Here is a 22038-nt window from a genome sequence, read left to right as displayed (position 1 = left end):
CCGATCTAGACTGAGATCCCCGCCCGAAGGAGAGCGCCCCGTGCCCAAGGCCGCCCCGGAGACATCCGTGAAGTCCCGCGCCACCACGGCGCCCTCCCTCTCCGACGACGAGCGTGCCGCACTCGACCGCGCGATCGGCGACCTGCAGCGGGGTGCCCGCACCTGGGCGCAGCTCACCCTCGACCAGCGTGCGCGGCTGCTCGACAGCCTGCACGCGACCGTATCCGCCGTCGCCGAGGAGTGGGCGGACGTCGCCGCGACGTCCAAGCAGCTGGAGCCGGGGCATCCCCTTCGCGGCGAGGAATGGCTCTCGGGGCCCTACGGCACGCTCACCGCCTTCGACGCGTACCGCTCGACGCTGCGGACTCTCGCCCGGGGCACCAGTCCCCTCGCGGGAGTGAAGACGGATGCCGCACCCGGAGGCCGCGTGCGCGCTCACGTGTTCCCGCTCAGCGCCGTCGACGGGCTGCTGCTGTCGGGATACACCGGTGAGATCTGGTTCGAGCCGGGAGTGACCGCCGATGAGGCCCGCCGCACCGCCGGACTCGCACAGCTCACCCCGACGCACTCCGGCGGCGTCGGCCTGGTGCTCGGTGCCGGCAACGTCACCTCGATCCCGGTCCTCGACGTCATGTACGAGCTGCTCGCCCACAACCGTGTCGCGATCCTGAAGGTGAATCCCACGCAGGACGCTCTCGTGCCGGTGTTCGAGCGGGCGCTGGCTCCGCTGATCGAGCCCGGGTTCCTGCGCATCGTGCGCGGCGGCGGCGATGTCGGCGCGTACCTGACCGGGCACCCCGGCATCGCGCACGTGCACATCACCGGGGCGAGCGCGACGTTCGATGCGATCGTCTGGGGACCTCAGTCCGGGCCCGGCGCTGGCGCCAGCACCCGGCGCCGGCGTGAGAACCGCCCGCAGCTGAAGAAGCCGATCACGGCCGAACTCGGCGGCGTGTCCCCCATCATCGTGGTGCCGGGCCGGTGGTCCGACGCCGACCTGAGGTTCCAGGCCGAGCACATCGCCACCATGCGCCTGCAGAACTCGGGCCACAACTGCATCGCGGGCCAGGTCGTCCTGATCGGCGCCGAGTGGCCCCAGCGCGAGGCGTTCCTCGCCGCGCTGCGCGCCGCCTACGAGGCCGCACCCCGGCGCCCGGTCTGGTACCCGCACAGCGACGCACGACTCGAGGCCGCGGCATCCGGGTATCCCGATGCGGCGTGGTGCGCCGACGGCACACGCGCGATCGTCGACATCGCACCGGGAGACGACCCGACGGCGCTCGAGACGACGGAGTACTTCGCCCCCGTGCTCGGGGTCCTCTCGCTGCCGGGCAACGGGCAGGAGTTCCTCGACGCCGCCGTCGCGCATGCGAACGACAAGCTCGCCGGCACGCTCGGGGCGAACCTGCTGATCGACCCCGAGACGCAGGCGGCGCTCGGCGACGGGTTCGAGCGGGCGATCGCGGAGCTGCGCTACGGCACCGTGTCGATCAACTCGTGGACGGCGTTCGGGTTCCTCACCGCGACGCTCACGTGGGGCGGGTTCCCGGGCGCGACGCTGCAGAACGTCGAGAGCGGGATCGGGGTCGTCCACAACGCCCTCCTGCTGGACCGCGTGGAGCGCTCGGTCACGCGCGGACCGTTCCGGCCCTTCCCCCGCTCGCTCGACCCCCGCGCGCTGGCCGCGTCGAAGGGACGCTCGTTCTCGGTGCTGCCGAAGCCCCCCTGGTTCGTCAGCTCACGGACCGGAACAGCGGTCAGCGAAGGATTCACGCGGTTCCGGATGAACGGCGACTACGCGAAGCTCGTCGGCACTCTCGTGCAGGCGTTCCGCGCGTGAAGGCCGCGCGGCGTCGGCGCGGCACTCGGCAGGCCATCGATCTCACCGCCGACTACATCGTCGTCGGCGCGGGTTCCGCGGGGGCGGCGCTCGCGGCGCGGTTGAGCGAGGATCCCTCGGTGACCGTGCTGCTCCTCGAGGCCGGGGCCCCCGACAGCGCCCTCGAGCTGCACGTCCCCGCGGCGTTCTCGAAGCTGTTCCGCGGCGCCTACGACTGGGGCTACGACACCGTCCCGCAGGAGCGTCTCGAAGGCCGCACGATCTTCTGGCCTCGCGGCAAGACGCTGGGCGGATCGTCGTCGCTCAACGCGATGATGTGGGTGCGCGGTTTCGCCGCCGACTACGACGAATGGGCGGATGCCGCGGGCCCGGCCTGGTCGTGGGAGTCGCTGGTCCCCTACTTCCGTCGCGTCGAGCGCACCCAGGATCCGTCGGATGCCATGCAGGGCACCGACGGCCCGCAATCGGTCGAGCGTCAGCGCGATCCCCGGCCCCACACCGCAGCGTTCCTCGCCGCGGCTGCCGAGGCGGGGCATCCGATCACTCCCGCCAATCTGCCGGCGGGCCAGGGATTCTCCGAGACGATGGTGTCGCAGACCCGCGGGGCTCGAGCCTCGACCGCCGACGCCTATCTGCGACCCGCGAAGGGCCGGCGCAACCTGCGCGTCGTCACCGGCGCTCTGGTGCGGCGCGTGACGTTCGCGCCCGGGGCGCGGGACGCCACGACTCGTGGCGGCGAACCGGCGGCGTCCGCCGCGCCCACGGTCGCCGAGCCCGCCGAAACGCCGCGCGCGACCGGCGTGTACGTCGAGATCGACGCAATCACGCGGCACGCGCTCGCCCGGCGCGAGGTGATCCTGAGCGGCGGAGCGATCAACACGCCGCAGCTGCTCATGCTGAGCGGCATCGGGCCGTCCGCGCACCTGGCCGAGCACGGCATCCCGATCATCGTCGACGCGCGCGATGTCGGCGCGAACCTGCAGGACCACCTCGTCTCGGGAATCGCGCCCGAGGCGCGCGGCGGCACGCTGTTCGGCGCCGAACGCCCCGGTGAGCTCGTGCGCTATCTGACCGCCCGCCGCGGGATGCTGACCTCGAACGTCGGCGAGGCCTGCGGGTTCCTCCGCACCGCCGTCGCAGACGAATCGGGCATGCCTGCGGGTCTGCCCGACATCGAGATCATCTTCGCGCCGGTCCCCTACGTCGGCGAAGGCCTCGTGCCGACCCCCGGCGAAGGCATCACCCTCGGCGCGATCCTGCTGCGTCCGCACAGCCGCGGCACCATCCGGCTCGCGTCGGGCGACCCGCACGACAAGGCCGTCATCGATCCCGGCTACCTCACCGATCCCGAGGGCATCGACGAGCGCGCCGTGCTCGCCGGGCTCGCCGCGTGCGAGCGCCTGGTCGACACCGAGGCGCTGCGCGCCATCACGACCGGCGGCTGGATCCAGCCCGAAGGGGGCGAGCACATGACGCCGCCCGAGCGCGCCGAGCTCTCGATGCGCCGCTACTCGCACACGCTGTACCACCCCGTCGGCACGGCCCGGATGGGGACGGATGCCGCGTCGGTCGTGGACCCCGAGCTGCGCGTCCGCGGGGTGACGGGGCTGCGCGTGGCCGATGCATCCGTCATGCCCACGGTGATCCGCGGCCACACGAACGCGCCCGCCATCGTGATCGGCGAGGTCGCGGCGGACCTGATCCACGGTCGGGTCTGACGGCCGGGGCGGAGTCGCACCCGTGGCAGACCCGCCCCGCCGGGGCGGAGTCACACCCGTGACAGACCCGCCCCGGGGCGGACCCGCCACGCCGGGAGCGAGGTCACTCCCCTGGCGATCTCGCCCCGGGGCGGGATCGCCACCCTGGGACGGGAAAGCCCCGCCCCGGGGTGAATAACGCGTCCCGGGGCCTGTCTGGCTGACGCGGGCGGGCTGGCGACCAGTGGCCGGCGATGCTGTCCGAGGGATCCGAGATCCGCGCGCGAGCGCGGGGTCACGACGCGTGACAGATCCCCCGCGTAACAGGCACCCCTGATGAACCCGCCCCGGGGCGGGTTCATCACCGCCCCGGGGCGGGTCCGCCACCCTGGGACGGGAAAACCCCGCCCCAGGGTGAATGAATCGCCCCGGGGCGGGGTCTGCGTGATGTCTGGGTCGGTGACCCGGCCAGGAAGGCTCAGCGACCGCCGGCGCGGCGGTTGCCGCCGTTCTGGCGGACGACGGATCCGACCATGAGCTTGCCGCCGGTACTGCCGGCACCACCGCCGGACGCGCGGCGACCCGGGGTGCGCGGGTTGCCCTGCGCGGGCTGAGCGGAGCGGGTGTGGCCGGCGCTCTGGTCGGCGCGCTGGTGGCCGCCCTGCGCACGGTCGGAGGACTGACCGCGGCCTGCGGCCGGCGCCTGGCCCCGGCCCGAACCCTGGCCCTGCGAGCGACCCGAGCCTGCGGCATCCGATCCCCGGCGCTGGCCGTTGCCGCGTCCGCCGCCTGCGCCCTGGTCGCGAGCCGCACGCTTGCGCTGCGCGTTGGCGCCCTGGCTGGTGCCGCCGCCGCGCTGCTGCAGCTGCACCGGCTCGGGCTTGACGTACGCGGCGACCTGGCCGACGAGCTCGGCGACCTCGGCCGACTTCGCCGTCACGCGCACCGGCGTGACAGAGATGGCGGCCTTGCGCAGGAGCTGCGCGACGTCCTTCTCCTGGCCCGGGAGCACGAGCGTGACCACGGCGCCCTCCGCGCCCGCGCGGGCGGTACGGCCCGAACGGTGCAGGTACGCCTTGTGCTCGGTGGGCGGATCGACGTGGATGACGAGCTCGACGTCGTCGACGTGCACACCGCGAGCCGCGACATCGGTCGCCACCAGCACCTTGGCGGTGCCGGCCGAGAACGCGGCCAGGTTGCGGTCGCGCTGCGGCTGCGACAGGTTGCCGTGCAGGTCGACGGCGGGGATGCCATCGGCGGTGAGCTGCCGCGCGAGCTTCTTCGCGTGGTGCTTGGTGCGCATGAACAGGATGCGGCGGCCGGTGCCCGAGGCGAGCGCCGTGACGACGTCCTTCTTCGAGTCGGTGTCGGTCATCGTGAAGACGTGGTGGGTCATCGCGGCGACGGGCGAGTTGGCCTCGTCGACGGAGTGGAGCACCTCGTTCTGCAGGAAGCGGCTCACGAGCTTGTCCACACCGTTGTCGAGCGTGGCGCTGAACAGCAGGCGCTGGCCGCCCGAGGGCGTCGCGCTGAGGATGCGGGTCACGACCGGCAGGAAGCCGAGGTCGGCCATGTGGTCGGCCTCGTCGATGACCGTGATCTCGACCGCGTCGAGGTGGGCGTAGCCCTGCTTCATGAGGTCTTCGAGGCGACCCGGGCAGGCCACGACGATGTCGACGCCGGCGTTGAGCGCCTGCACCTGACGGCTCTGGCTCACGCCGCCGAAGATCGTGGTGGTGGTGAGGCCGTAGGCCTTGGCGAGCGGCGCCAGGACGGCGTCGATCTGGGTCGCGAGCTCGCGGGTCGGTGCGAGCACGAGAGCGAGCGGGCGGCCCTTGCGACGATTGCCGCCGGCGAGCTTGGTGCCCAGGCGCGCGACCATCGGGATCGAGAAGGCGAGCGTCTTGCCCGAGCCGGTCTTGCCGCGGCCCAGCACGTCGCGGCCTGCGAGAGTGTCGGGGAGCGTGTCGACCTGGATCGGGAACGCGGTGGTCTTGCCCTGGGTCGCGAGGACGGCGACGAGGGGCTGGGGCACGCCGAGCGCGCCGAAAGTGGTTTCGGTCATGAGTTCTCCGGGCACGACGGTGCCCTGATCGGTAACCGGGGCGTATTTCGCCCGCGGGTCGCCGTTCGAAAGTCGTCACCGGCATCGCGCGGCACGGGGGCCTGGCGGCGGCGGGAGGGGAAGCGTTCTACGACGCAAGAAGCGCGTCTGAGCGCTGCAAGTCTTTCCAGCGTACCAGGGGCACCTGGGCGTTCGCCTCGGCGGGTGCGTTTCGTGCTCAGTCCCGCGTGTCGACCAGGTCGCTCTCCGGCGCGGACTCTCCCGCGGACTCATCCGCAGTCTCATCCGCAGTCTCGTCCGCGGACTCGTCCGCAGTCTCGTCCGCAGTCTCGTCCGCAGTCTCGTCCGCAGTCTCGTCGACCGCCTCGCCCTCGGCACGGGCGAACCGGTCGGCGGCGGCGCGCAGCGCCGCGGCGATCCCCGGCTCCGACGCGGCGTGCGCGGCATCCGGCACCATCACGAAGTCCGCCTCCGGCCAGGCGCGGTGCAGATCCCACGCGGTCATCGGCGGCGTGCATCCGTCGTAGCGGCCCTGGACGATCACGGCGGGGATGCCGCGGATCGCGTCGACGTTCGCGATCAGCTGGCCCTCGTCGAACCAGCCGCGGTTCAGGAAGTAGTGGTTCTCGATTCGCGCGAACGCGACTGCGGCGCGCGGCTCGCTCATGGCCTCGATCAGCTGCGGATCGGGCAGAAGTGTCAGCACGGACGCCTCCCAGCGCGACCACGCGACAGCCGCCGGCACGTGCACGGCGGGATCGGGGTCGGCGAGCCGCCGGTGATACGCCTCGATCAGGCGCGAGCGCTCGAGGATCGGGATGGGCGCGATGAAGTCCTCCCACAGGTCGGGGAACATCGCCGACGCGCCGCCCTCGTAGAACCACTCCAGCTCGTGACGGCGCAGCGTGAAGATGCCGCGCAGCACGAGCTCGGTCACCGCCTCGGGGTTCGCCTCGGCGTACGCGAGGGCGAGCGCGCTCCCCCACGACCCGCCGAACACCTGCCAGCGGTCGATGCCGAGGTTCTTGCGCAGCAGCTCGATGTCGGCCACGAGGTGCCACGTCGTGTTGTGACGGATGTCGGCGCCCGCCTCCGCCGCATGGGGGGTCGACCGACCGCACCCGCGCTGGTCGAAGAGGATGATCCGGTACCGCTCCGGGTCGAAGAATCGGCGATGCCAGGGCGCGGTTCCGGCGCCAGGGCCGCCGTGGAGGAACACCACGGGCTTGCCGTCGGGATTGCCGCTCTGCTCGAAGTACAGGCGGTTGCCCTCGCCCGCGATCAGCTCGCCGGTCTCGTAGGGCTCTATGGGCGGATAGAGGATGTGGTCGAGGTGTTCGTTCATAGGCTTCCCCCCGGAACGCCGAAAGTGTCACAGGCCGAGACGCCGTTCTGATACCCCTGCTGGAACCACTGCTGGCGCTGCGCGCTCGAACCGTGGGTCCAGCTCTCGGGGTTCACGAACCCGCCCGACTCGCGCTGGATGTGATCGTCGCCCACCGTCTGCGCCGCGTTGATCGCGTCGGCGATCTGCTGCTGCGTGGGCGGGTCGAGGTAGCGCACGCCGTTCGCGTCGACCTGCTCGGTCATCGAGCCTACCCACGCCCCCGCGAAGCAGTCGGCCTGCAGCTCTCTGCGCACGCCGTTGCTGTCGGGGCCGGATCCGTTGTCCGGGTACCGGTCCATGCTCCCCGCGATGTACTGGACGTGGTGCCCGTACTCGTGCGCGAGGACGTAGAGCTGAGCGAGCGGCCCGGCCGTCGCGTCGAACTGCTGGCGCAGCAGCGCGAAGAAGGTCGGGTCGACGTAGACGGTCTCCTCCGGCGGGCAGTAGAACGGACCCGTCTGATTGGATGCCGTTCCGCACTGCGTCGGGGTCGATCCGTCGACGATGATCAGCTGCGGCGCCCGGTAGCCCTGCGCCTGGGTCTGCCAGAACTGGTCGAGCGCGAGCGAGCCAGCGGCCAGACGGCAATCGTCGCGGGCGTTCGCATCGGCCCCGGTCTGACACTGCTCGATCTCGGATTCGCCGGCGCCTCCGGCCTGCGGGCCGGTGGGGATGATGCCCGAGATGTCGGTGCCGGTGAACAGCTGGAACAGCAGGACGGCGATGGCTCCGATACCCGCGATACCCCCGCCGGCGACAGCCACACCCGCCCCTCGACGCCGCGCCGTGTTCCCCCCGACGTTGGCGTTCTCGTTGAACGTCATGGCTTCACGGTACCGTGGGCGCCCCTCGCGGGCACGTTCCGACAGGCGAGGGCGTCTCGGCAATAGGCTCGACGCATGGTCAGCGAACCCACGACGATCACGATCACGGGCGCCGGCGGACAGATCGGCTACGCGCTCCTGTTCCGCATCGCCGCGGGCGACATGCTCGGCGCGGACCGGCCGGTGCGGCTGCGGCTGCTCGAGATCCCGCAGGGGATGCGGGCGGCCGAGGGCGCAGCGCTCGAGCTGCAGGACGGCGCATTCCCGCTCCTGCGCGGCGTCGAGCTGACCGACGACCCTCGGATCGCTTTCGACGGCACGAGCATCGCCCTGCTCGTCGGCGCCCGTCCCCGCGGTCCCGGAATGGAGCGCGGCGACCTGCTCGCCGCCAACGCCGGGATCTTCGGCCCCCAGGGCGCCGCGATCGGCGCCGTGGCCGCGGACGATGTGCGCGCGGTCGTGGTCGGAAACCCCGCCAACACGAACGCGCTCATCGCCGCGGCATCCGCTGCCCCCGACGTTCCCGCCGAGCGGTTCACCGCGCTCACGCGCCTGGACCACAACCGCGCCGTGGGCCAGCTCGCCGCGTTCCTCGACGTGGCACCCGACGAGATCGCCGACGTCATCATCTGGGGCAACCACTCGGCGACGCAGTTCCCCGATGTGGCGCACGCGGTCCTTTCCGACGGGATGCCGGTGGCCGAGGCGATCGCGGAACGACTCGGTGGCCGCGACGCGGCGACGACATGGCTCGACGAGGTCTTCCTCCCGCGGGTCGCGAAGCGCGGCGCCGAGATCATCGAGGTGCGCGGCTCGTCGTCGGTCGCGTCGGCGGCCAACGCGGCCATCGACCACGTGCGCGACGAGCAGCTCGGCACGCATCGCGGCTGGACGTCGGCCGCCGTCGTTTCGCACGGCGAGTATGGGGTGCCCGAAGGCCTGGTGTGCTCGCTGCCCGTCGTCTCGCGCGGGGACGGCGCCGGCTATCGCGTCATCGAGGGACTGGAGTTCGACGCACGCGGGCGGCGCCTGTTCGACGCCTCGGTGGCCGAGCTCGCCGCCGAGCGCGACGCCGTCCGCGAGCTCGGAGCGGTCTAGCCGCGTGGAGATCCTCGTCGTCGTCATCGCCGCGATCCTCGTGATCGCCGTCGCGACCGCCCTCGCACCCAGGCTCGGCATCGCGGGGCCGCTCATCCTCGTGCTCATCGGCGGCGCGGTGAGCCTCCTCCCGTTCGTGCAGGTGCCCGAGATCGACCCGGAGTGGATCCTCGTCGGCGTCCTTCCGCCGCTGCTCTACTCCGCCGCCGTGGCGCTGCCCGCGATCGAGTTCCGGCGCGACTTCGGGCCCATCGCGGGGCTGTCCTTCCTGCTCGTGCTGCTGAGCGCCGTGGTGCTGGGCGTCTTCTTCATGATCGTGATCCCCGGTATCCATCCCGCCATCGCGGTCGCGCTGGGCGCGATCCTCAGTCCGACGGATGCCGTGGCCACCTCGATCGTGAAGCGCCTGGGCGTCTCGCGGCGGGTCGTCACGATGCTCGAGGGCGAGAGCCTGCTCAACGACGCGACGGCGCTCGTGCTGCTGCGCACGATGATCGCGGCCGGCGCCGTCGCGACCACGGGGGTGACCGGTGACACCGAGGTGGGGCTCGGGTTCCTTCCGGCCTTCGCGTGGGGGGTCCTCGTGGCCGTCGTGATCGGCGGCATCGTCGGCTATCTCAACCTGCGGCTGCGCGCCCTCATCGGCCACTCGGCGGCCAACACCGCGGTGGGCTTCGTCGTGCCGTTCGTGGCCTACCTGCCCACCGAGGAACTGGGCGGTTCCGGTCTCGTCGCCGCGGTGGTCGCCGGCATCGTGACCGGCCAGGGCGCCGCACGCTGGTTCACGCCCGAGCAGCGCCGATCGGATGAGCACAACTGGCGCACGATCGAACTCGTGCTCGAGGGCGCCGTCTTCCTCGTGATGGGGCTCGAGCTCAACGCGATCGTGGCCGAGAACTTCGAGAACCACAACGGTCTCGGCACCGGCGTCGCCATCGCCGCCGGCGCGCTGGCGATCGTGCTCGCGGTGCGCGCCGCATATGTCTCGCTGCTGGTGTGGGCGCAGAGCAGGCGTGCACGCGGCAGGCGGCGTGAACGCCTCGAGTCGATGAGCACGCGACTCGATGAGCTCGCGGCAGGCCGGGCGTGGGCTCCCCCGACCGACGGCAGGCGGCGCCAGAACCGCCGCCGGCAGGAGCCGCTCCCGGTCGACGATCCGCACGTCCAGCGACGCCTCGCGTCGATGCGCGCGCGCGTGAGCCGCGCGATGAGCGATCTGAACTACTACCAGGCCTCGCCGCTGGGCTGGAAGCACGGCGCGATCATCGTGTGGGCGGGCATGCGCGGTGTCGTCACGCTCGCGGCCGCCCAGACGCTCTCGCGCGACGACACGACCGACCGGGCGCTGCTGGTCTTCATCGCCTTCACCGTCGCGGTCGGCAGCCTCATGCTCCAGGGCTTCACGCTGCCCTGGCTCGTGCGACTGCTCAAGATCGAACGACCCGGCGACGAGCTGCTCGACCGAGCGGAGCAGTCCGAACTCGACGAGGAGCTGCGCGATGCCGCCCTCGCCGCCCTCGAACAGCCGGCGCTGCACCGCCGCGACGGCTCGACGTTCCCCGAGGAACTCATGCAGCTCGTCGGCAGCCGGATGGCCGAGCCGCCCGACGACGAGACCACCGCGTCCGCCCGCGACATGCTCGAGCTGCGCCTCGTGATGATCGAGGCGATGCGCGACCGACTCAACGAGGTCACCTCCGGCGGCGGCTACAGCACGCCCGCTCTGCGGCACGCGCTGGCCGAACTCGACGCCGATCAGCTGAGCCTCGAGCTGCGCCTCGGCGACGACGACTGATCCGCGCACCGCACACGCCCGACGTGAGAGACAATGGTGCAGAGCAAGGGCGGCGACATGAGCGAGTTCACGAAGACGGATGCCGCGGCATCCGGTCACAGCCACACCCACGCCGCTGACGGCGTCTCCGCCGACACCGCACCGCTGCACCTGCCGCACCCGGCAGCCGACTGCCCGAAGTGCTTCACCGAGCTGCAGCAGAATCGCGACTGGTGGCTCGCTCGCCCCGCGGGATCGCGCCTCGTCGGGCTCGTCATCGCCCGCGACGACATGCCCTCGGTGGTCGAGCAGCGCAACGACCTGACGCGCTTCGGCGTGCCGATCGAGGGATTCCGCCACCCCGCGCCCGAGACGCTGGAGTCGTGGGAGGCGCGTCTCGTGCGGCTGCTCGGCACGCTGCGACACGGCGACGTGGTGGTCGTGGCGAACGTGCACGCCCTCGGCCGCGACATCGACGAAGAGACCCGCACCGTCGCCGAACTGCACCGGCGCGGCGTCGTCGTCAAGGTCGCCGGCCACGGCGGCCGTCACCTCTACGACGCCGGGCGCTGAGCTCTCGGTCCTGAGTTCTCGGTCCCGAGCGGTCAGTCCTCGGGGCCGGTACCGGCGTGCAGCTCCTCGTCGAGCAGGGGCAGGTCCTGCCGAGTCACCAGGCGCGCCGCGATGGCATGCTCGACCAGCCGGACCCGGCGGTTCGTCGCGTAGGAGCGCACGCCGCCGCGCATGCCCGGAACACCGATGCGATCGAGCTTGTCGCACACGTTGTCGAGTTTGCGGTTGAAGCGGGTGAGCGTCCAGCCGATGCGCTCGGCGGCCTGCGCCGACGTCGGCAGCTCGCTCATGCCGGTTCCCTCCCGGCGCAGCAGCGGCTCGGCCAGGGCGAGGATCATCACGCGCTGACTGTGCGTGAGGGGGACGTCGCCGATGGTGCTGAGGCCGTCGTCGTCGGCTTCGGGCTGCGTCTCGCGGAACGTGGGCTCGGCGGCGTGGATGGTGAGCTCGTACGTGGTCGGTCCGGCACTGAAGATGACGGATGTCGAGGCGAAGACGAGCGGAAGACGGGCGCCGGGTGCGAGCCACGCCTGCACACGACCGCCGGAATCGGTGACGGTCGCCGACAGCCGGCTTCCCACGTTCGACAGCAGCCAGAGGCCATCGACGTTGCGGATCGTCAGGAAGTGGCGGTGCAGGAACAGGTTGTCGTCGATGGTGAGGTCGCCCTCGCGCCCGACGGTGAAGACGGCATCGGGCGCGACGGCGTACTCTTCACCGGCGAACTCGACGGTGAGGTCCTCGACCGCGCCGGGCGTCACGGCGTGCACCCCCGGGCAGGCTGGGGCGAACCGGTGCCGTTCTCGCGCACGAGCGTCACGTCGATGCACGTCTGACCGGACGGATCGGCGGGCACGACGATCTCGGGGACGGTGACGGACTTCGCGTCGGGATTCGCATCGGCCAGGGTCACCGCCTCGACGATGTAGAAGTCCCCGTCCTGGGGGTCGGGGTTGGTCCACGTGAAGCGCACGCCGCCGTCGACCGCTGCGCCGACGACGTCTTCGGGCGGCGGGACGATCAGCGCGACCGGATCCTGCGGATTCGCCGACTCCGCCGGCGCCGGTGTCTCGCCGGGAGTGCCCGCGAGGATGCCCGGCAGCGACACCCCGACGATCACCGCGATCACGACGACGACTGCGGCCCCCAGCCCGATCCACAGGCCGGTGCGCGAGCGCCGGCGGGGTGCGGCATCCGCCGGCGGGTCTGCCGGCTCGACGAAGGCGGGGGGCAGTCGCACGACCGTCTCGTCCAGCGACACCGGCAGTTCGGCGCGCTCGCGCCGGACGGTGTCGGGCAGGGCCGGAGCGGCGGGAGCGGGCGTCGCCCGGAGCACCGTCTCGCCCGCGTCGGCAGCCGTGTCGAAGCGGGGGGCGGCACCGGCGGTCGGGGCGAACCCTGCGGCCTGCCCGAGACCGGCGCTCGGCGCCGTCTGCGCGGACGGACGCGTGAGCCCCGCGGCGGGAGTGGTCTCGGGATTGATGCTGACGACACCGCGCACGCGGGTGAGGCCGTCGTCCTCGTCCTGCTCGACATCATCCGGCACGTGGTCGTCCAGGATGTCGATCGCCGTGACCGAGTGCGACAGCTCGATCTGCACCGTCTGCAGTGCGCGGGCGAACGCGATCGCGCTCTCGTACCGGTCACCCGACGACTTCGCCATCGCGCGTTCGAGGGCCCGCTGCAGCGAGGCCGGCACGTCGGGCCGGTCGAGAACGGGCAGCGGCATCGTCTCGATGCGGTGGATGAGCTCGGCGGCGCTGTTGCGCTGGTCGCGCAGTTCGAACGGGGAGCGTCCGGCGAGAAGGGTGTAGACCGTCGCGCCGAGCGCGTAGACGTCGGAGCGGGGGTCGCTGCGCGGCGAGTCGGCGAAGGACTCGGGCGGTGACCACGGGATCGACAAGCCCGCGGACTCGGCCGCCGCGCTCGTGGTCGACGCGATGCCGAAGTCGGTGAGCGCGGGCCGGTTGTACTCGGTGACCAGGATGTTCGCCGGCTTGATGTCACGGTGCAGCACGCCCGCGCGGTGCGCCGTCTCGACGGCCGCGGCGACCTGCACCCCGACCCGCAGCGACTCCGCGATCGGGAACGGCTCACGCCGATACCGCACCTGCAGGTTGGGACGAGGGCAGTACTCCATGACGAGGTACGGCCTGCCGTCGCGCGCGACACCGGCCTGATAGATCGTGACGATCGCGGGGTGGGTCGAGAGCATCGCCATGACGTTGGCCTCGGCGGTGAACTCCTCGACCGAGCCGCTCGACATCCGGTCGGTGAGCAGCACCTTCACCGCGACGCGGCGCTTGGGCAGCTGCTGTTCGTAGAGGAACACGTCGGCGAACCCGCCCGACCCCAGCACGTCGACGTACGTGAAGCCCGGCAGATCGGGCGGGGCCATGGGCGCCCGCTTGGCACTCACGAAAGCGCCTCGATCACGACGGTGATGCCGTCGCCGAGGTCGAGCAGATCACCGGGAACGACGACCGTGCCCTCGCCCGGGTGCAGGCGCACCGGGTCGACGCCGGATCGGTGCAGGGTGGTGCCGTTCGTGGTGCGCAGGTCGGTGGCGACGATGCTCTCGCCCTCGACGCGCAGCTCGACGTGGCTGCGCGAGATGTCCTGCTGCGGGCTGTCGACGGCCACGAGGTGCGGCAGATCGGTGCCCGAGACCCGGGTCGAGCGCGGTCGGCGGCCGATCACGACCGTCCGGTCCAGCTGCAGCACCTGCCCGGTCGACATGCGGATGCGCCCTGGCGCCGGCGGACGCGGCGGTGCGAGCGGGGGCGTGGTGGAGCCCGCCGCATCCCCGGGTGCCGCAGGCGCGGCGAACGCCCGGTCGCCCGCGCGCATCGCGCGAGCCTGCGCGAGAGAGATCGTGGCACCGTCATGGTCGCCGGCCGCGTCGGGCGACCAGTCTGCGCCGGATGCCGCTGCCGCCGTCTCCGCGGGACGAAGCAGCGTCGCCTCCCAGGGCGAGTCGTCGACCGACGGCGTCGGGATCGCGGTGCCGCCGGACGGCGTCGGGATCGCGGCGTCGCCGGACTCCGCCGCGGGCTCTTGCTCGAACCGCGTCGAGATCGTCGAGTCGGCCGGCAGGAGCGTCTCGGCGAGCGACAGGACGGCCGACGAGTCGATGAGCGGCGGCGAGGATGGTGCCGGTGATGCGGGTACGGAAGCAGCGGACGCAGGTGCCGCGTCCCCCGCGCCTGGTGCATCGGATTCAGCGGCATGCGCAGCAGGGGACGCGGATTCGGCGGCCTGCGCGGCAGGGGACGCGGATTCGGCCTGCGCAGCAGGGGACGCGGCTGCCTGCTCCTGCGCGCCGTCGTCCTGCTGCGCCGCCGGGGCGGCTGCTCGGGCGGCGGACGCATCCGAGAAGGGTGAGTCCGAGACGGCACCCGCCGGGCGGGAAGCGCCCAGTGCCGAGGCGGCAACGGCATCCCACACCAGCGAGGCCGCCAGCACGACCGCGTCGATCACGGGGAACTCGGCGGGTGCGGCATCCGGCCCGCTCGTCAGCGCCACGCGCACGACCCCGGGGATCACGCGCTCGCTCCACGTCGTGACGCCCTCGCCCGACACGCGCTCGGGCTGCGCCGCATCGACGTCGAGCACGAACGCGCCCCGCACCGCGATGCGCACGGCATCGCCTTCGGCCAAGGCGACGGCGAAGGACGGAATGGCGGTGATGGATGCGCCGTATGCCCCCGTGAGCGCCTCGATCACGCCGCCGAACCCCCGGCCGTCCGACACGAGCGAGCGGATCCGCGCGGCGAGCGCGGGCGAGGTGTCGGATCCGAGCACGACGAATCCTCGCGGAGTGACCGCGATGGGCGTCGTTCCTGGGGCGTACAGCGTCGGCATCAGAATCCTCCTGTGGCGACCGCCCGTGGAAGCGTGTCACCATCGATCTCGTCGAGCTGCGGTCGCGCCGGGATCGTATCGGTCTCGGCCGCTCGTCCGGCACGGGTTCGCACCGCGGTGGCGTCGACGACCAGCGCCGTGATGTTATCGCGTCCGCCGCGCACCATCGCTTCGTGGACCAGTCGGGTGGCAGCCGCCTGCGGGTCGCTCTCGGCGATGAGGATTCCGTGGATGGCGTCGTTCTCGAGCTCTCCCGAGAGACCGTCCGAGCAGACCAGGATGCGGTCCCCCTCTTCGGCCGGGAGCAGCCAGTAGTCGGGCTCGGCGTCGCTGCCGGCGCCGATCGCGCGGGTGATGACGTTGCGGCGCGAGTCGTTGTGAGCGTCGTCGGCGCGGAGCTCGCCGCTGTCGATGAGCTCCTGCACGACCGAGTGGTCGACGCTCACCTGCTCGAAGCGGCCTCGGCTCAGGCGGTAGGTGCGCGAGTCGCCGAGGTTGATCGCCAGCCAGTAGCCCTCGCCGTCGCTGTCGGCGATCACGACGCCGGTGAGGGTCGTCCCGGCGCCGGCGCCCTGTCCGCGGGGAAGGTCTGCGACCCGCCTGCGGGCAGCGGCCACCGCGGCGTGCACATCGTCGATCCCGAGGCTCGCCCGGCCCGCGAACCGCGCGAACTCGTCGATGACCGTGGCGCTGGCGATCTCGCCCGCCTGGTGCCCGCCCATGCCGTCGGCGACCAGGAACAGCGGCGCCTGGGCGATGTACGAGTCCTCGTTGATGCGCCGCCGCAATCCCGCGTCGGTCGCGGCGCCGAATCGGACCGTGATCGGCGGCGCCTCCGACGTCGTCATGCTGCGCCCACCGCGGCGCTGCGATCGCCGAACTCGAGCCGGTCGCCGGGGCGGAGGACGGTCTGCAGGCCGGACTGGAGGGGGATGCGTCCGCCGTCGCGCACCAGCACGGTGCCGTTGGTGGAGTGCCGGTCGACGACCCATGCCGCGGCCGCATCGCCGCCGATCTCGAAATGCGTCTTCGACAGCGACAGCGTCTCGTCGCGTACCGCGATCGCCACGGCGCCGTCCTCGCCCGCGGGGTTGCGGCCGTAGAGCGTCCGGCCGTAGACGGCCATCCGGGTTCCGTCGTCCCACGTGAGCACGGCGATCACCGGGGCATCCGGATAGAGGGCGGCGCGCTGGGCGGGGGGCGGAACCGCGGCCGCCAGGCGCGTGGAGTCGATGTCGTCGTCCGCAGATGCGGCGAAGCCGGCGGCGAGCGCGGGCGAGGCGGCGAGGACCGGCGGGGCGGGGACGTTCACGGTGACGGGGGCGATCCGTTCGACCGGGACGAGCGGCTCGGTCGTCGACGCGGGCGGAAAGGGCGTGGTCGTCGTCGTGGTCGCGGGGAAGTGCACCGCGGCCGCGTGCAGCATGGGCGCGGCATCTGGGGCCGCCCGAGCGGAATGCGCACCCGGCACCTGCGAGATGACGCCGCCCGGCAGGCCGGCAGCTGCGCGCGGCGCGACCGCCGCCGCGGTGAACGCCGTAGCGGGCGCGACGGGTGCGGGTGGCGCCGCGGGCGCGGGATATGCCGCGGTCGCCGGCGGGAATGCCACAGGGGGGTGGGGCGTGGCGACACGCGGGGGGGCGGGCGGCGGCGCGGCGGAAGCCGCGTGCCCGACCGGCAGGTACGGATTCGTCGTGTACGCGGCGGCGAGGTGGGCGGGAGCGGATGCCGCGGCTGCCCGACCGTCGACGACGATCGCCTTCGCCGCCATGTCGTGCCAGCCCTGCCGTCGCCCGCTGGAATCGAACAGCGGCGTGAAGTAGCCGACGACGATCGTGCCCGCCAGAGCCCACACGATGTTGCGGAGCACCGCGCGCCAGAAGCCGATCGGCCCCGCAGCCGCGGCGTCCTGCAGGCGCAGCCCGAGGGCGCGCTGGCCGATCGACCCGCGACCACCCTGCATCGCCGAATAGACGAGCCACCAGGCGAACATCACGAGACCGACGATCAGATAGCCGAGCAGGATGACGAGCACGACGCTCTCGCGCGACCCGCCGGAACCTGCCCCCATGGCGAGACCCACCACGATGCCGATCAGCACCGCGCCGATGGCGTACAGGATTGCGAGGTCGATCGCGTACGCGCCCACTCGGCGTCCGATGGATGCCGGCGGTGCGGCAGGGGGCGGGCTCGTGGTCATTCGGACTCCTGGGATTCGGATGCGGAGCGTTCGGGTTCGCTCCGAGTCGTGCGGGAGCGTCGCGTCTTCGCGCGCTCCGGTGCCGGGACGCTCGAGCGCGCGGGCAGCGCGAAGCGCGTCCCGACCAGCAGCGAGCGGATGCTGAGGCGCGCACGGATGCGCTGCCACCACGAGCGGCCGCGACCCATTCCGCCGACGATCTCGTCCACTTCGCCCCAGAACGCCTCGACGTCGGTCGCGCTCGGCTCGGTCGGCCCGAAGACCTCGAGGTCGGCGCGCGACGCGAGGGTCGCCACACGGGGTTCGGCGAACGTCGTGCTCAGGATGCCGGCCTCTTCGCGACGCGTTCCCCCGGGCGGCACCGGCGCACCGTGATCGGCTGCGCGGTCGACGAGCTCCTCCCATCCGCCGCTGATGCGGTCGGAGGCGCGGTCGGCCGAGCGCCGCTTGCGGCGACGTGTCGCCTTCAGTGCGCCGATCACGACGAACGGGGCGAGCAGCACGAACAGGATGCCCAGGCTGCCGAGCCCGATCGCGACGATCGTCCAGATCAGGGTCGCGTCGAGCGCGTCCTCGTCCTCGGAGCCGCGATCGTCGGTCACGGTCGGGGGCAGGTCGACCGGCTCCTGCGGAGGCGGCGGCGGCTGCAGCACCTGCGGCTTGGGGTCGGCCTTCGGCTTGGTCGTCTGGTCGTTGGGGACCTGGTCCTCGGGCGGCGTGGGATCGAACGTCACCCAGCCGGCGTCCTCGAACGCGACCTCCACCCAGGCGTGCAGCGTGTTGCCGTTGGCGGTGAACACGCCCTGCGCGGCCTGATCCTCGTCGGGGTAGAAGCCCATCACGACACGGGCCGGGATGCCGACCTCACGGGCGAGCAGCGCCATCGCGGTGGCGTACTGCTCGTCATCGCCGACCATCTGCTCCGATCCGAGCAGGGTCGAGATGCGCTCGGCGCCGTGGCCCGCCCGCGACAGCGGCTCTCCTTCGAGCCCGTGGCTGAAGAAGCCGCCTTCGGCGAGCATGGTCTGCAGGGCCCGCACCTGCTCGATCGGCGTCGCTGCGTCAGCAACTGTCGTCGATGCGAGTTCGGCGAACTCCTGCGGCACGCCCTCCTGATCCGGCAGCGACACCGGGGCGAACGCCTCTTCGGCCAGCGCGTCGTCGCTGGGAGTCTCGGGCAGCACGCTCTGCAGCGTGTACGCGTCGCCCTCGGTCAGGCGCGCGGTGACGATGCCCGTCGAGGTCGCATCGTTGTAGTGAGCGGTGCGGCGGAGGTCGTCGGCGCGGTCACCCTCGAAGGTCACGCTGCGCACGGCACCGGCATCCGGCATCCACACTCCGTCGAGCGCGGCGATCTCGACGTGCACCGTGGCGTCGGTGCCTTCGGCATCGGCCGACATGTTCGCGCGTGCCGGCGAGAAGGCGCTGGAGGATCCGGCCCCCTCGTCCGAGACGTTGTAGACGGTGCCGTTGAAGGCGTCCATCGTCGCGAGGCGGATGCGTGCCCCCTCGGGCAGGCCGCTGGCGGTGAAGAGCGTCTCGTCGGGGTAGTCGCGCACGTACGAGCGGAACGACTGCAGCGGGCTCGGGAACTCGCGGATGTCGAAGGGCGGGATCACGACGTCGCGCAGCACGTAGCGGGGCGAGGTGGGCGCGGCGAAGCCGCTCGTCGCGACACCCGCGATGGCGGCGAGCGCGACGACGGCGCCGCCCATCAGCATCCGACGTGTCTTCGCGCCGCCGGCGGCGTGCGCGCCTTCGCCGAGCGACACCGCGGCGGCTTCGGGCTGCCACGCCTGGCGGACGGCGAGCCACACCACGGCGATCAGCCCGAACGCGACGCCCTGGACGACGGGCACGACCGGCTGCGAGGTGCCGAGCGCGATCTCGACCGCGAGGAAGACGGCGGCGGGGATCAGCGCCCAGGCGGCGGCGCGGGCACGAAGGGCGAGCGTGGTCGTCAACACGGCGGCGACGAGGCTGAGCAGGAACGGCACGATCAGGTGGCCGTCGTCCGCGGCGACGGGGGCCACCGTCGTGAGCAGTTCCTTCCACGAGGTCACCGCGCCGAGCGCGAGCTGACGCAGCGTGTCGAGCGTCGGAACGACGCCGGCGACGGTGGTGTGCGGGAGGGCGAGCGCACCGCCGAACAGGAAGTAGGCGAGCACGGTGGCGGCCGACACCAGCAGGACGCCCCAGCGCCAGAGAGCGCCGAGTGCGCCCAGCACCATGCCCAGCGCGATGCCGCCGACCGCCGCGACGAGATAGCTCGCGCCGTCGAAGGTCGGCCAGAAGCCGATGACCGGGATCGCGAGCAGAAGGAGCACGACGCCCAGGTCGAGGATCCAGCGGCGCACCGGCAGCGGTGCAGGACGAGCGGATGCCGGGCGTGCGGTGGATGCCGGGCGTCCGGATGCGCCCCGCGCGGCGCGCCGGCTGTGCGGGGCCGCCTCGGGTGTCGCGGCGGGCGCGGTCATGCCAGCACCTTCCGGAGGGCGCCGGCGAGCTGGTCGAGCGCGCCCACGGTGACCACGTCGGCGTCGCCGATGCGGCGAAGCGACGGCGAGGCACCGGTCTCGGTCACCACGGCGAGCACGCGCGCGCCGTACGGCAGGCGGCCGCACGCAGCCCGAAGGTCGTTCGCGTCGACCTTGCTGCCGCACAAGAGCACCACGACGCTCGCGAGCGGCATGGTCGCGGCCACGACACCGGCGAGCTCGACGATGCCGCCGGCGCGCGCCTTGGAGTGCCCGAGTCCCGACAGCGAATCGAGGAACTGCTTGCCGGTCGCGGCCGGCAGCGCGCGCTCCTGCACGCGCACCTCGACGCGCTGCGAATCGCGCAGCGCCCGGAGCCCGAGAGAGCCGGCCGCCGAGATCGCCAGCTCGAACTCCTCCTCGCCGCGGTAGTCGGCGGGACTCGTCGACAGCCCGATCACGAAGTGGGAGCGCCGGGTCTCTTCGTACTGGCGCACCATGACGTCGCCGGTGCGGGCGGTGGACTTCCAGTGGACGTGGCGGAGGTCGTCGCCCGGCTGATACTCGCGCAGCGCGTGGAACGAGACGTCGTCGCGCGAGAGATCGGTGGCGGGCATGCCGTCGAGGTCGCGGACGAACCCGAGCGACTGGCCGTCGAACAGCACGGTGCGCGGGTGGACGAACAGGTCGACCGGCTCGTCGCGGCGGTGCACGCGCTCGAAGAGCCCGAGCGGGTCGCCGCGGACAACGCTCACCGGGCCGACCTTCACGACGGCGCGGCGCGAGGTCGGAATGGCGAACAGCTCTTCGGCCGATGCCCCGGCGGCGAGGCGATGGACGTCGAAGACGCCGCGGCCGGCGCCGACCGGCAGCACCACGCGCGACGGAAGGATGGCGCGGCTGCCGGTGTTGGCCAGCGTCAGCGCTCCGACGGCGCGCTCACCCACCACGACCCGGGTGCGGTTGAGATCGAGCGTCACGTCGTAGGCCGTGCGTCCGATCAGGAACAGCAGGCACAGCGCGAGCACGACCGTGACCACGACCGCCGCGACGGTGAGCTCCCACCAGCCCAGCGACCGACCGAGCACCCACAGCACGACGGCTGCGGCCAAGAGCACCCAGGCGGTCGGCCGCACGACGCCCAGCGCGCCGCGGAGCATCCGCAGCGCGATCAGCGCGTACTCGCCGAGCGCGCCGCCGAGACCCTCACGGCGGTCGTGCGCGACGGTCGCCTGCCCGAGTGCTTCCGATGCCATCAGGCCGCGGACCTCGCCTGCGGTGCCGCCACGGCGTCGAGCACACGCGCGATCACGGTCTCGGCCGACGTGCCGGCGAACTCGGCCTCGGGGTCGAGGACGATGCGGTGCGTCCACACGGGAGCGGCCAGCGTCTTCACGTCGTCGGGCAGCACGAAGTGGCGGCCCTGGGCGGCGGCGAACACCTTGGCCATGCGGATCATCGAGATCGAGCCGCGCACCGAGACGCCGAGCCGGGTGGCGGGATCGTGGCGCGTCGCCTCGGCCAGCTGCGCGGTGTAGCGGAGCACCGCGGGGTCGGTGTGCACGGTGCTGGCGAGGTCTGCCATGTCGGCGACCGCACCGGTCGTGATGATCGCCGGCAGGTGCGCCGACGGGTTGCGGTCGGCGGAGCCGGCGAGGATCCGCTCGGCGACGGCGAGGTCGGGGTAGCCGATCGACGTCTTGATGAGGAACCGGTCCAGCTGCGCCTCGGGGAGCTTGTAGGTACCGGCCTGCTCGATCGGGTTCTGCGTCGCGATCACGAGGAACGGACGCCCGACCTCGTGCGCCACGCCGTCGACGGTCACCCGCGACTCCTCCATGACCTCCAGGAGCGAGGACTGCGTCTTGGGCGAGGCGCGGTTGATCTCGTCCGCCAGCACGATCGAGGCGAACACCGGGCCACGGTGGAACTCGAAGCGGTGCGCGGCCTGGTCGTAGATCGTGACGCCCGTGACGTCGGACGGCAGCAGGTCGGGGGTGAACTGGATGCGATTGCTCGAGCCCTGCACGGTGGCCGCGATCGCCTTCGCGAGACTCGTCTTGCCCGTGCCGGGGGCATCTTCGAGGAGCACGTGGCCCTCGGCGAGCATCGCCGACAGCACCAGTGCCACGACCTCGCGCTTGCCCATCAGCGCCTGATCGACGTTGTCGACCAGTCGCGTGAAGGTGCCCTGGAACCAGGCTGCCTGTTCGGGGGTCATCGTCATTGCTGTTCTCGT

Annotated in this window: 15 protein-coding genes and 1 pseudogene; 5 read left to right on the top strand and 11 right to left on the bottom strand. The window is 72.4% G+C overall.

All coding sequences use genetic code 11. The features are described from left to right. Positions 1-40 precede the first annotated feature (40 nt). Both KEC57_RS12520 and KEC57_RS12515 read left to right on the top strand, forming a co-directional pair. On the top strand, positions 41-1840 hold the full coding sequence (locus tag KEC57_RS12520) for an aldehyde dehydrogenase family protein (RefSeq protein WP_229384970.1): 1800 nt from the start codon (positions 41-43) through the stop codon (positions 1838-1840). Next, the gene (locus KEC57_RS12515; protein WP_229384969.1) at positions 1837-3558 is read left to right on the top strand and encodes a GMC family oxidoreductase; all 1722 of its coding nucleotides are present in this window, start codon (positions 1837-1839) and stop codon (positions 3556-3558) included. The genes KEC57_RS12520 and KEC57_RS12515 overlap by 4 nt, the downstream gene beginning before the upstream one ends. Positions 3559-4015: 457 nt before the next feature. Here the strand turns inward: KEC57_RS12515 and KEC57_RS12510 are convergent, their stop codons facing one another. The 3 genes and pseudogenes from KEC57_RS12510 to ypfJ form a co-directional block, all read right to left on the bottom strand. Further along, on the bottom strand, positions 4016-5602 hold the full coding sequence (locus KEC57_RS12510) for a DEAD/DEAH box helicase (RefSeq protein WP_229384968.1): 1587 nt from the start codon (positions 5600-5602) through the stop codon (positions 4016-4018). Between the two features lie 379 nt (positions 5603-5981). Further along, positions 5982-6947 (bottom strand): annotated as a pseudogene (gene pip, locus KEC57_RS12505) (prolyl aminopeptidase); the annotation flags it as partial. Next, positions 6944-7813 (bottom strand): KPN_02809 family neutral zinc metallopeptidase, encoded by an 870-nt coding sequence (gene ypfJ, locus KEC57_RS12500; RefSeq protein WP_229384967.1) that lies wholly within the window; start codon positions 7811-7813, stop codon positions 6944-6946. The gene ypfJ and the pseudogene pip, both read right to left, overlap by 4 nt. A 75-nt stretch (positions 7814-7888) precedes the next feature. Here ypfJ and KEC57_RS12495 point away from each other — a divergent pair, with 75 nt between their 5' ends. The 3 genes from KEC57_RS12495 to KEC57_RS12485 are packed head-to-tail and all read left to right on the top strand — an operon-like array spanning position 7889 to position 11258. Beyond that, on the top strand, positions 7889-8911 hold the full coding sequence (locus KEC57_RS12495; RefSeq protein WP_229384966.1) for a malate dehydrogenase: 1023 nt from the start codon (positions 7889-7891) through the stop codon (positions 8909-8911). Positions 8912-8915: 4 nt separating this feature from the next. Next, positions 8916-10706: a cation:proton antiporter gene (locus tag KEC57_RS12490; RefSeq protein ID WP_229384965.1), complete on the top strand. Its 1791-nt coding sequence runs from the start codon at positions 8916-8918 to the stop codon at positions 10704-10706. A gap of 57 nt (positions 10707-10763) precedes the next feature. Beyond that, positions 10764-11258, top strand: a complete 495-nt coding sequence (locus KEC57_RS12485) for a recombinase family protein (protein WP_229384964.1) — start codon at positions 10764-10766, stop codon at positions 11256-11258. A 32-nt stretch (positions 11259-11290) separates the two neighbouring features. On the opposite strand, the gene KEC57_RS12480 is transcribed toward KEC57_RS12485, so the two are convergent. The 8 genes from KEC57_RS12480 to KEC57_RS12445 are packed head-to-tail and all read right to left on the bottom strand — an operon-like array spanning position 11291 to position 22026. Further along, positions 11291-12028: an FHA domain-containing protein gene (locus KEC57_RS12480; RefSeq protein ID WP_229384963.1), complete on the bottom strand. Its 738-nt coding sequence runs from the start codon at positions 12026-12028 to the stop codon at positions 11291-11293. After that, on the bottom strand, positions 12016-13677 hold the full coding sequence (locus tag KEC57_RS12475) for a serine/threonine-protein kinase (protein WP_229384962.1): 1662 nt from the start codon (positions 13675-13677) through the stop codon (positions 12016-12018). Before KEC57_RS12475 ends, KEC57_RS12480 begins: the two co-directional genes overlap by 13 nt. Next, positions 13674-15122 (bottom strand): FHA domain-containing protein, encoded by a 1449-nt coding sequence (locus KEC57_RS12470; protein WP_229384961.1) that lies wholly within the window; start codon positions 15120-15122, stop codon positions 13674-13676. Before KEC57_RS12470 ends, KEC57_RS12475 begins: the two co-directional genes overlap by 4 nt. Next, a complete protein-coding gene (locus KEC57_RS12465) occupies positions 15122-15970 on the bottom strand; it encodes a PP2C family protein-serine/threonine phosphatase (protein WP_229384960.1) in 849 nt (282 codons plus the stop codon). The genes KEC57_RS12470 and KEC57_RS12465 overlap by 1 nt, the downstream gene beginning before the upstream one ends. After that, positions 15967-17322 (bottom strand): RDD family protein, encoded by a 1356-nt coding sequence (locus KEC57_RS12460; protein ID WP_229384959.1) that lies wholly within the window; start codon positions 17320-17322, stop codon positions 15967-15969. Before KEC57_RS12460 ends, KEC57_RS12465 begins: the two co-directional genes overlap by 4 nt. Beyond that, complete coding sequence (locus tag KEC57_RS12455) at positions 17319-19799, bottom strand: transglutaminase domain-containing protein (protein WP_229384958.1); 2481 nt, start codon at positions 19797-19799, stop codon at positions 17319-17321. Before KEC57_RS12455 ends, KEC57_RS12460 begins: the two co-directional genes overlap by 4 nt. Further along, positions 19796-21055, bottom strand: a complete 1260-nt coding sequence (locus KEC57_RS12450; RefSeq protein WP_229384957.1) for a DUF58 domain-containing protein — start codon at positions 21053-21055, stop codon at positions 19796-19798. Before KEC57_RS12450 ends, KEC57_RS12455 begins: the two co-directional genes overlap by 4 nt. After that, a complete protein-coding gene (locus KEC57_RS12445; protein WP_229384956.1) occupies positions 21055-22026 on the bottom strand; it encodes an AAA family ATPase in 972 nt (323 codons plus the stop codon). The genes KEC57_RS12450 and KEC57_RS12445 overlap by 1 nt, the downstream gene beginning before the upstream one ends. Positions 22027-22038: the final 12 nt, after the last annotated feature.

It is taken from the genome of Microbacterium allomyrinae (assembly GCF_020682705.1).
Classification (GTDB): Bacteria; Actinomycetota; Actinomycetes; order Actinomycetales; family Microbacteriaceae; genus Microbacterium; species Microbacterium allomyrinae.
This window is presented reverse-complemented; position numbering and strand designations above follow the sequence as displayed.

What these genes read in the sequence shown, in the direction of transcription:
- KEC57_RS12450 (WP_229384957.1), bottom strand. Translation starts at nt 21,055, where the DNA reads ATGGCATCGGAAGCACTCGGGCAGGCGACCGTCGCGCACGACCGCCGT.
- KEC57_RS12460 (WP_229384959.1), bottom strand. Translation starts at nt 17,322, where the DNA reads ATGACCACGAGCCCGCCCCCTGCCGCACCGCCGGCATCCATCGGACGC.
- KEC57_RS12470 (WP_229384961.1), bottom strand. Translation starts at nt 15,122, where the DNA reads ATGCCGACGCTGTACGCCCCAGGAACGACGCCCATCGCGGTCACTCCG.
- KEC57_RS12510 (WP_229384968.1), bottom strand. Translation starts at nt 5,602, where the DNA reads ATGACCGAAACCACTTTCGGCGCGCTCGGCGTGCCCCAGCCCCTCGTC.
- KEC57_RS12485 (WP_229384964.1), top strand. Translation starts at nt 10,764, where the DNA reads ATGAGCGAGTTCACGAAGACGGATGCCGCGGCATCCGGTCACAGCCAC.
- KEC57_RS12445 (WP_229384956.1), bottom strand. Translation starts at nt 22,026, where the DNA reads ATGACGATGACCCCCGAACAGGCAGCCTGGTTCCAGGGCACCTTCACG.
- KEC57_RS12495 (WP_229384966.1), top strand. Translation starts at nt 7,889, where the DNA reads ATGGTCAGCGAACCCACGACGATCACGATCACGGGCGCCGGCGGACAG.
- ypfJ (WP_229384967.1), bottom strand. Translation starts at nt 7,813, where the DNA reads ATGACGTTCAACGAGAACGCCAACGTCGGGGGGAACACGGCGCGGCGT.
- KEC57_RS12455 (WP_229384958.1), bottom strand. Translation starts at nt 19,799, where the DNA reads ATGACCGCGCCCGCCGCGACACCCGAGGCGGCCCCGCACAGCCGGCGC.
- KEC57_RS12465 (WP_229384960.1), bottom strand. Translation starts at nt 15,970, where the DNA reads ATGACGACGTCGGAGGCGCCGCCGATCACGGTCCGATTCGGCGCCGCG.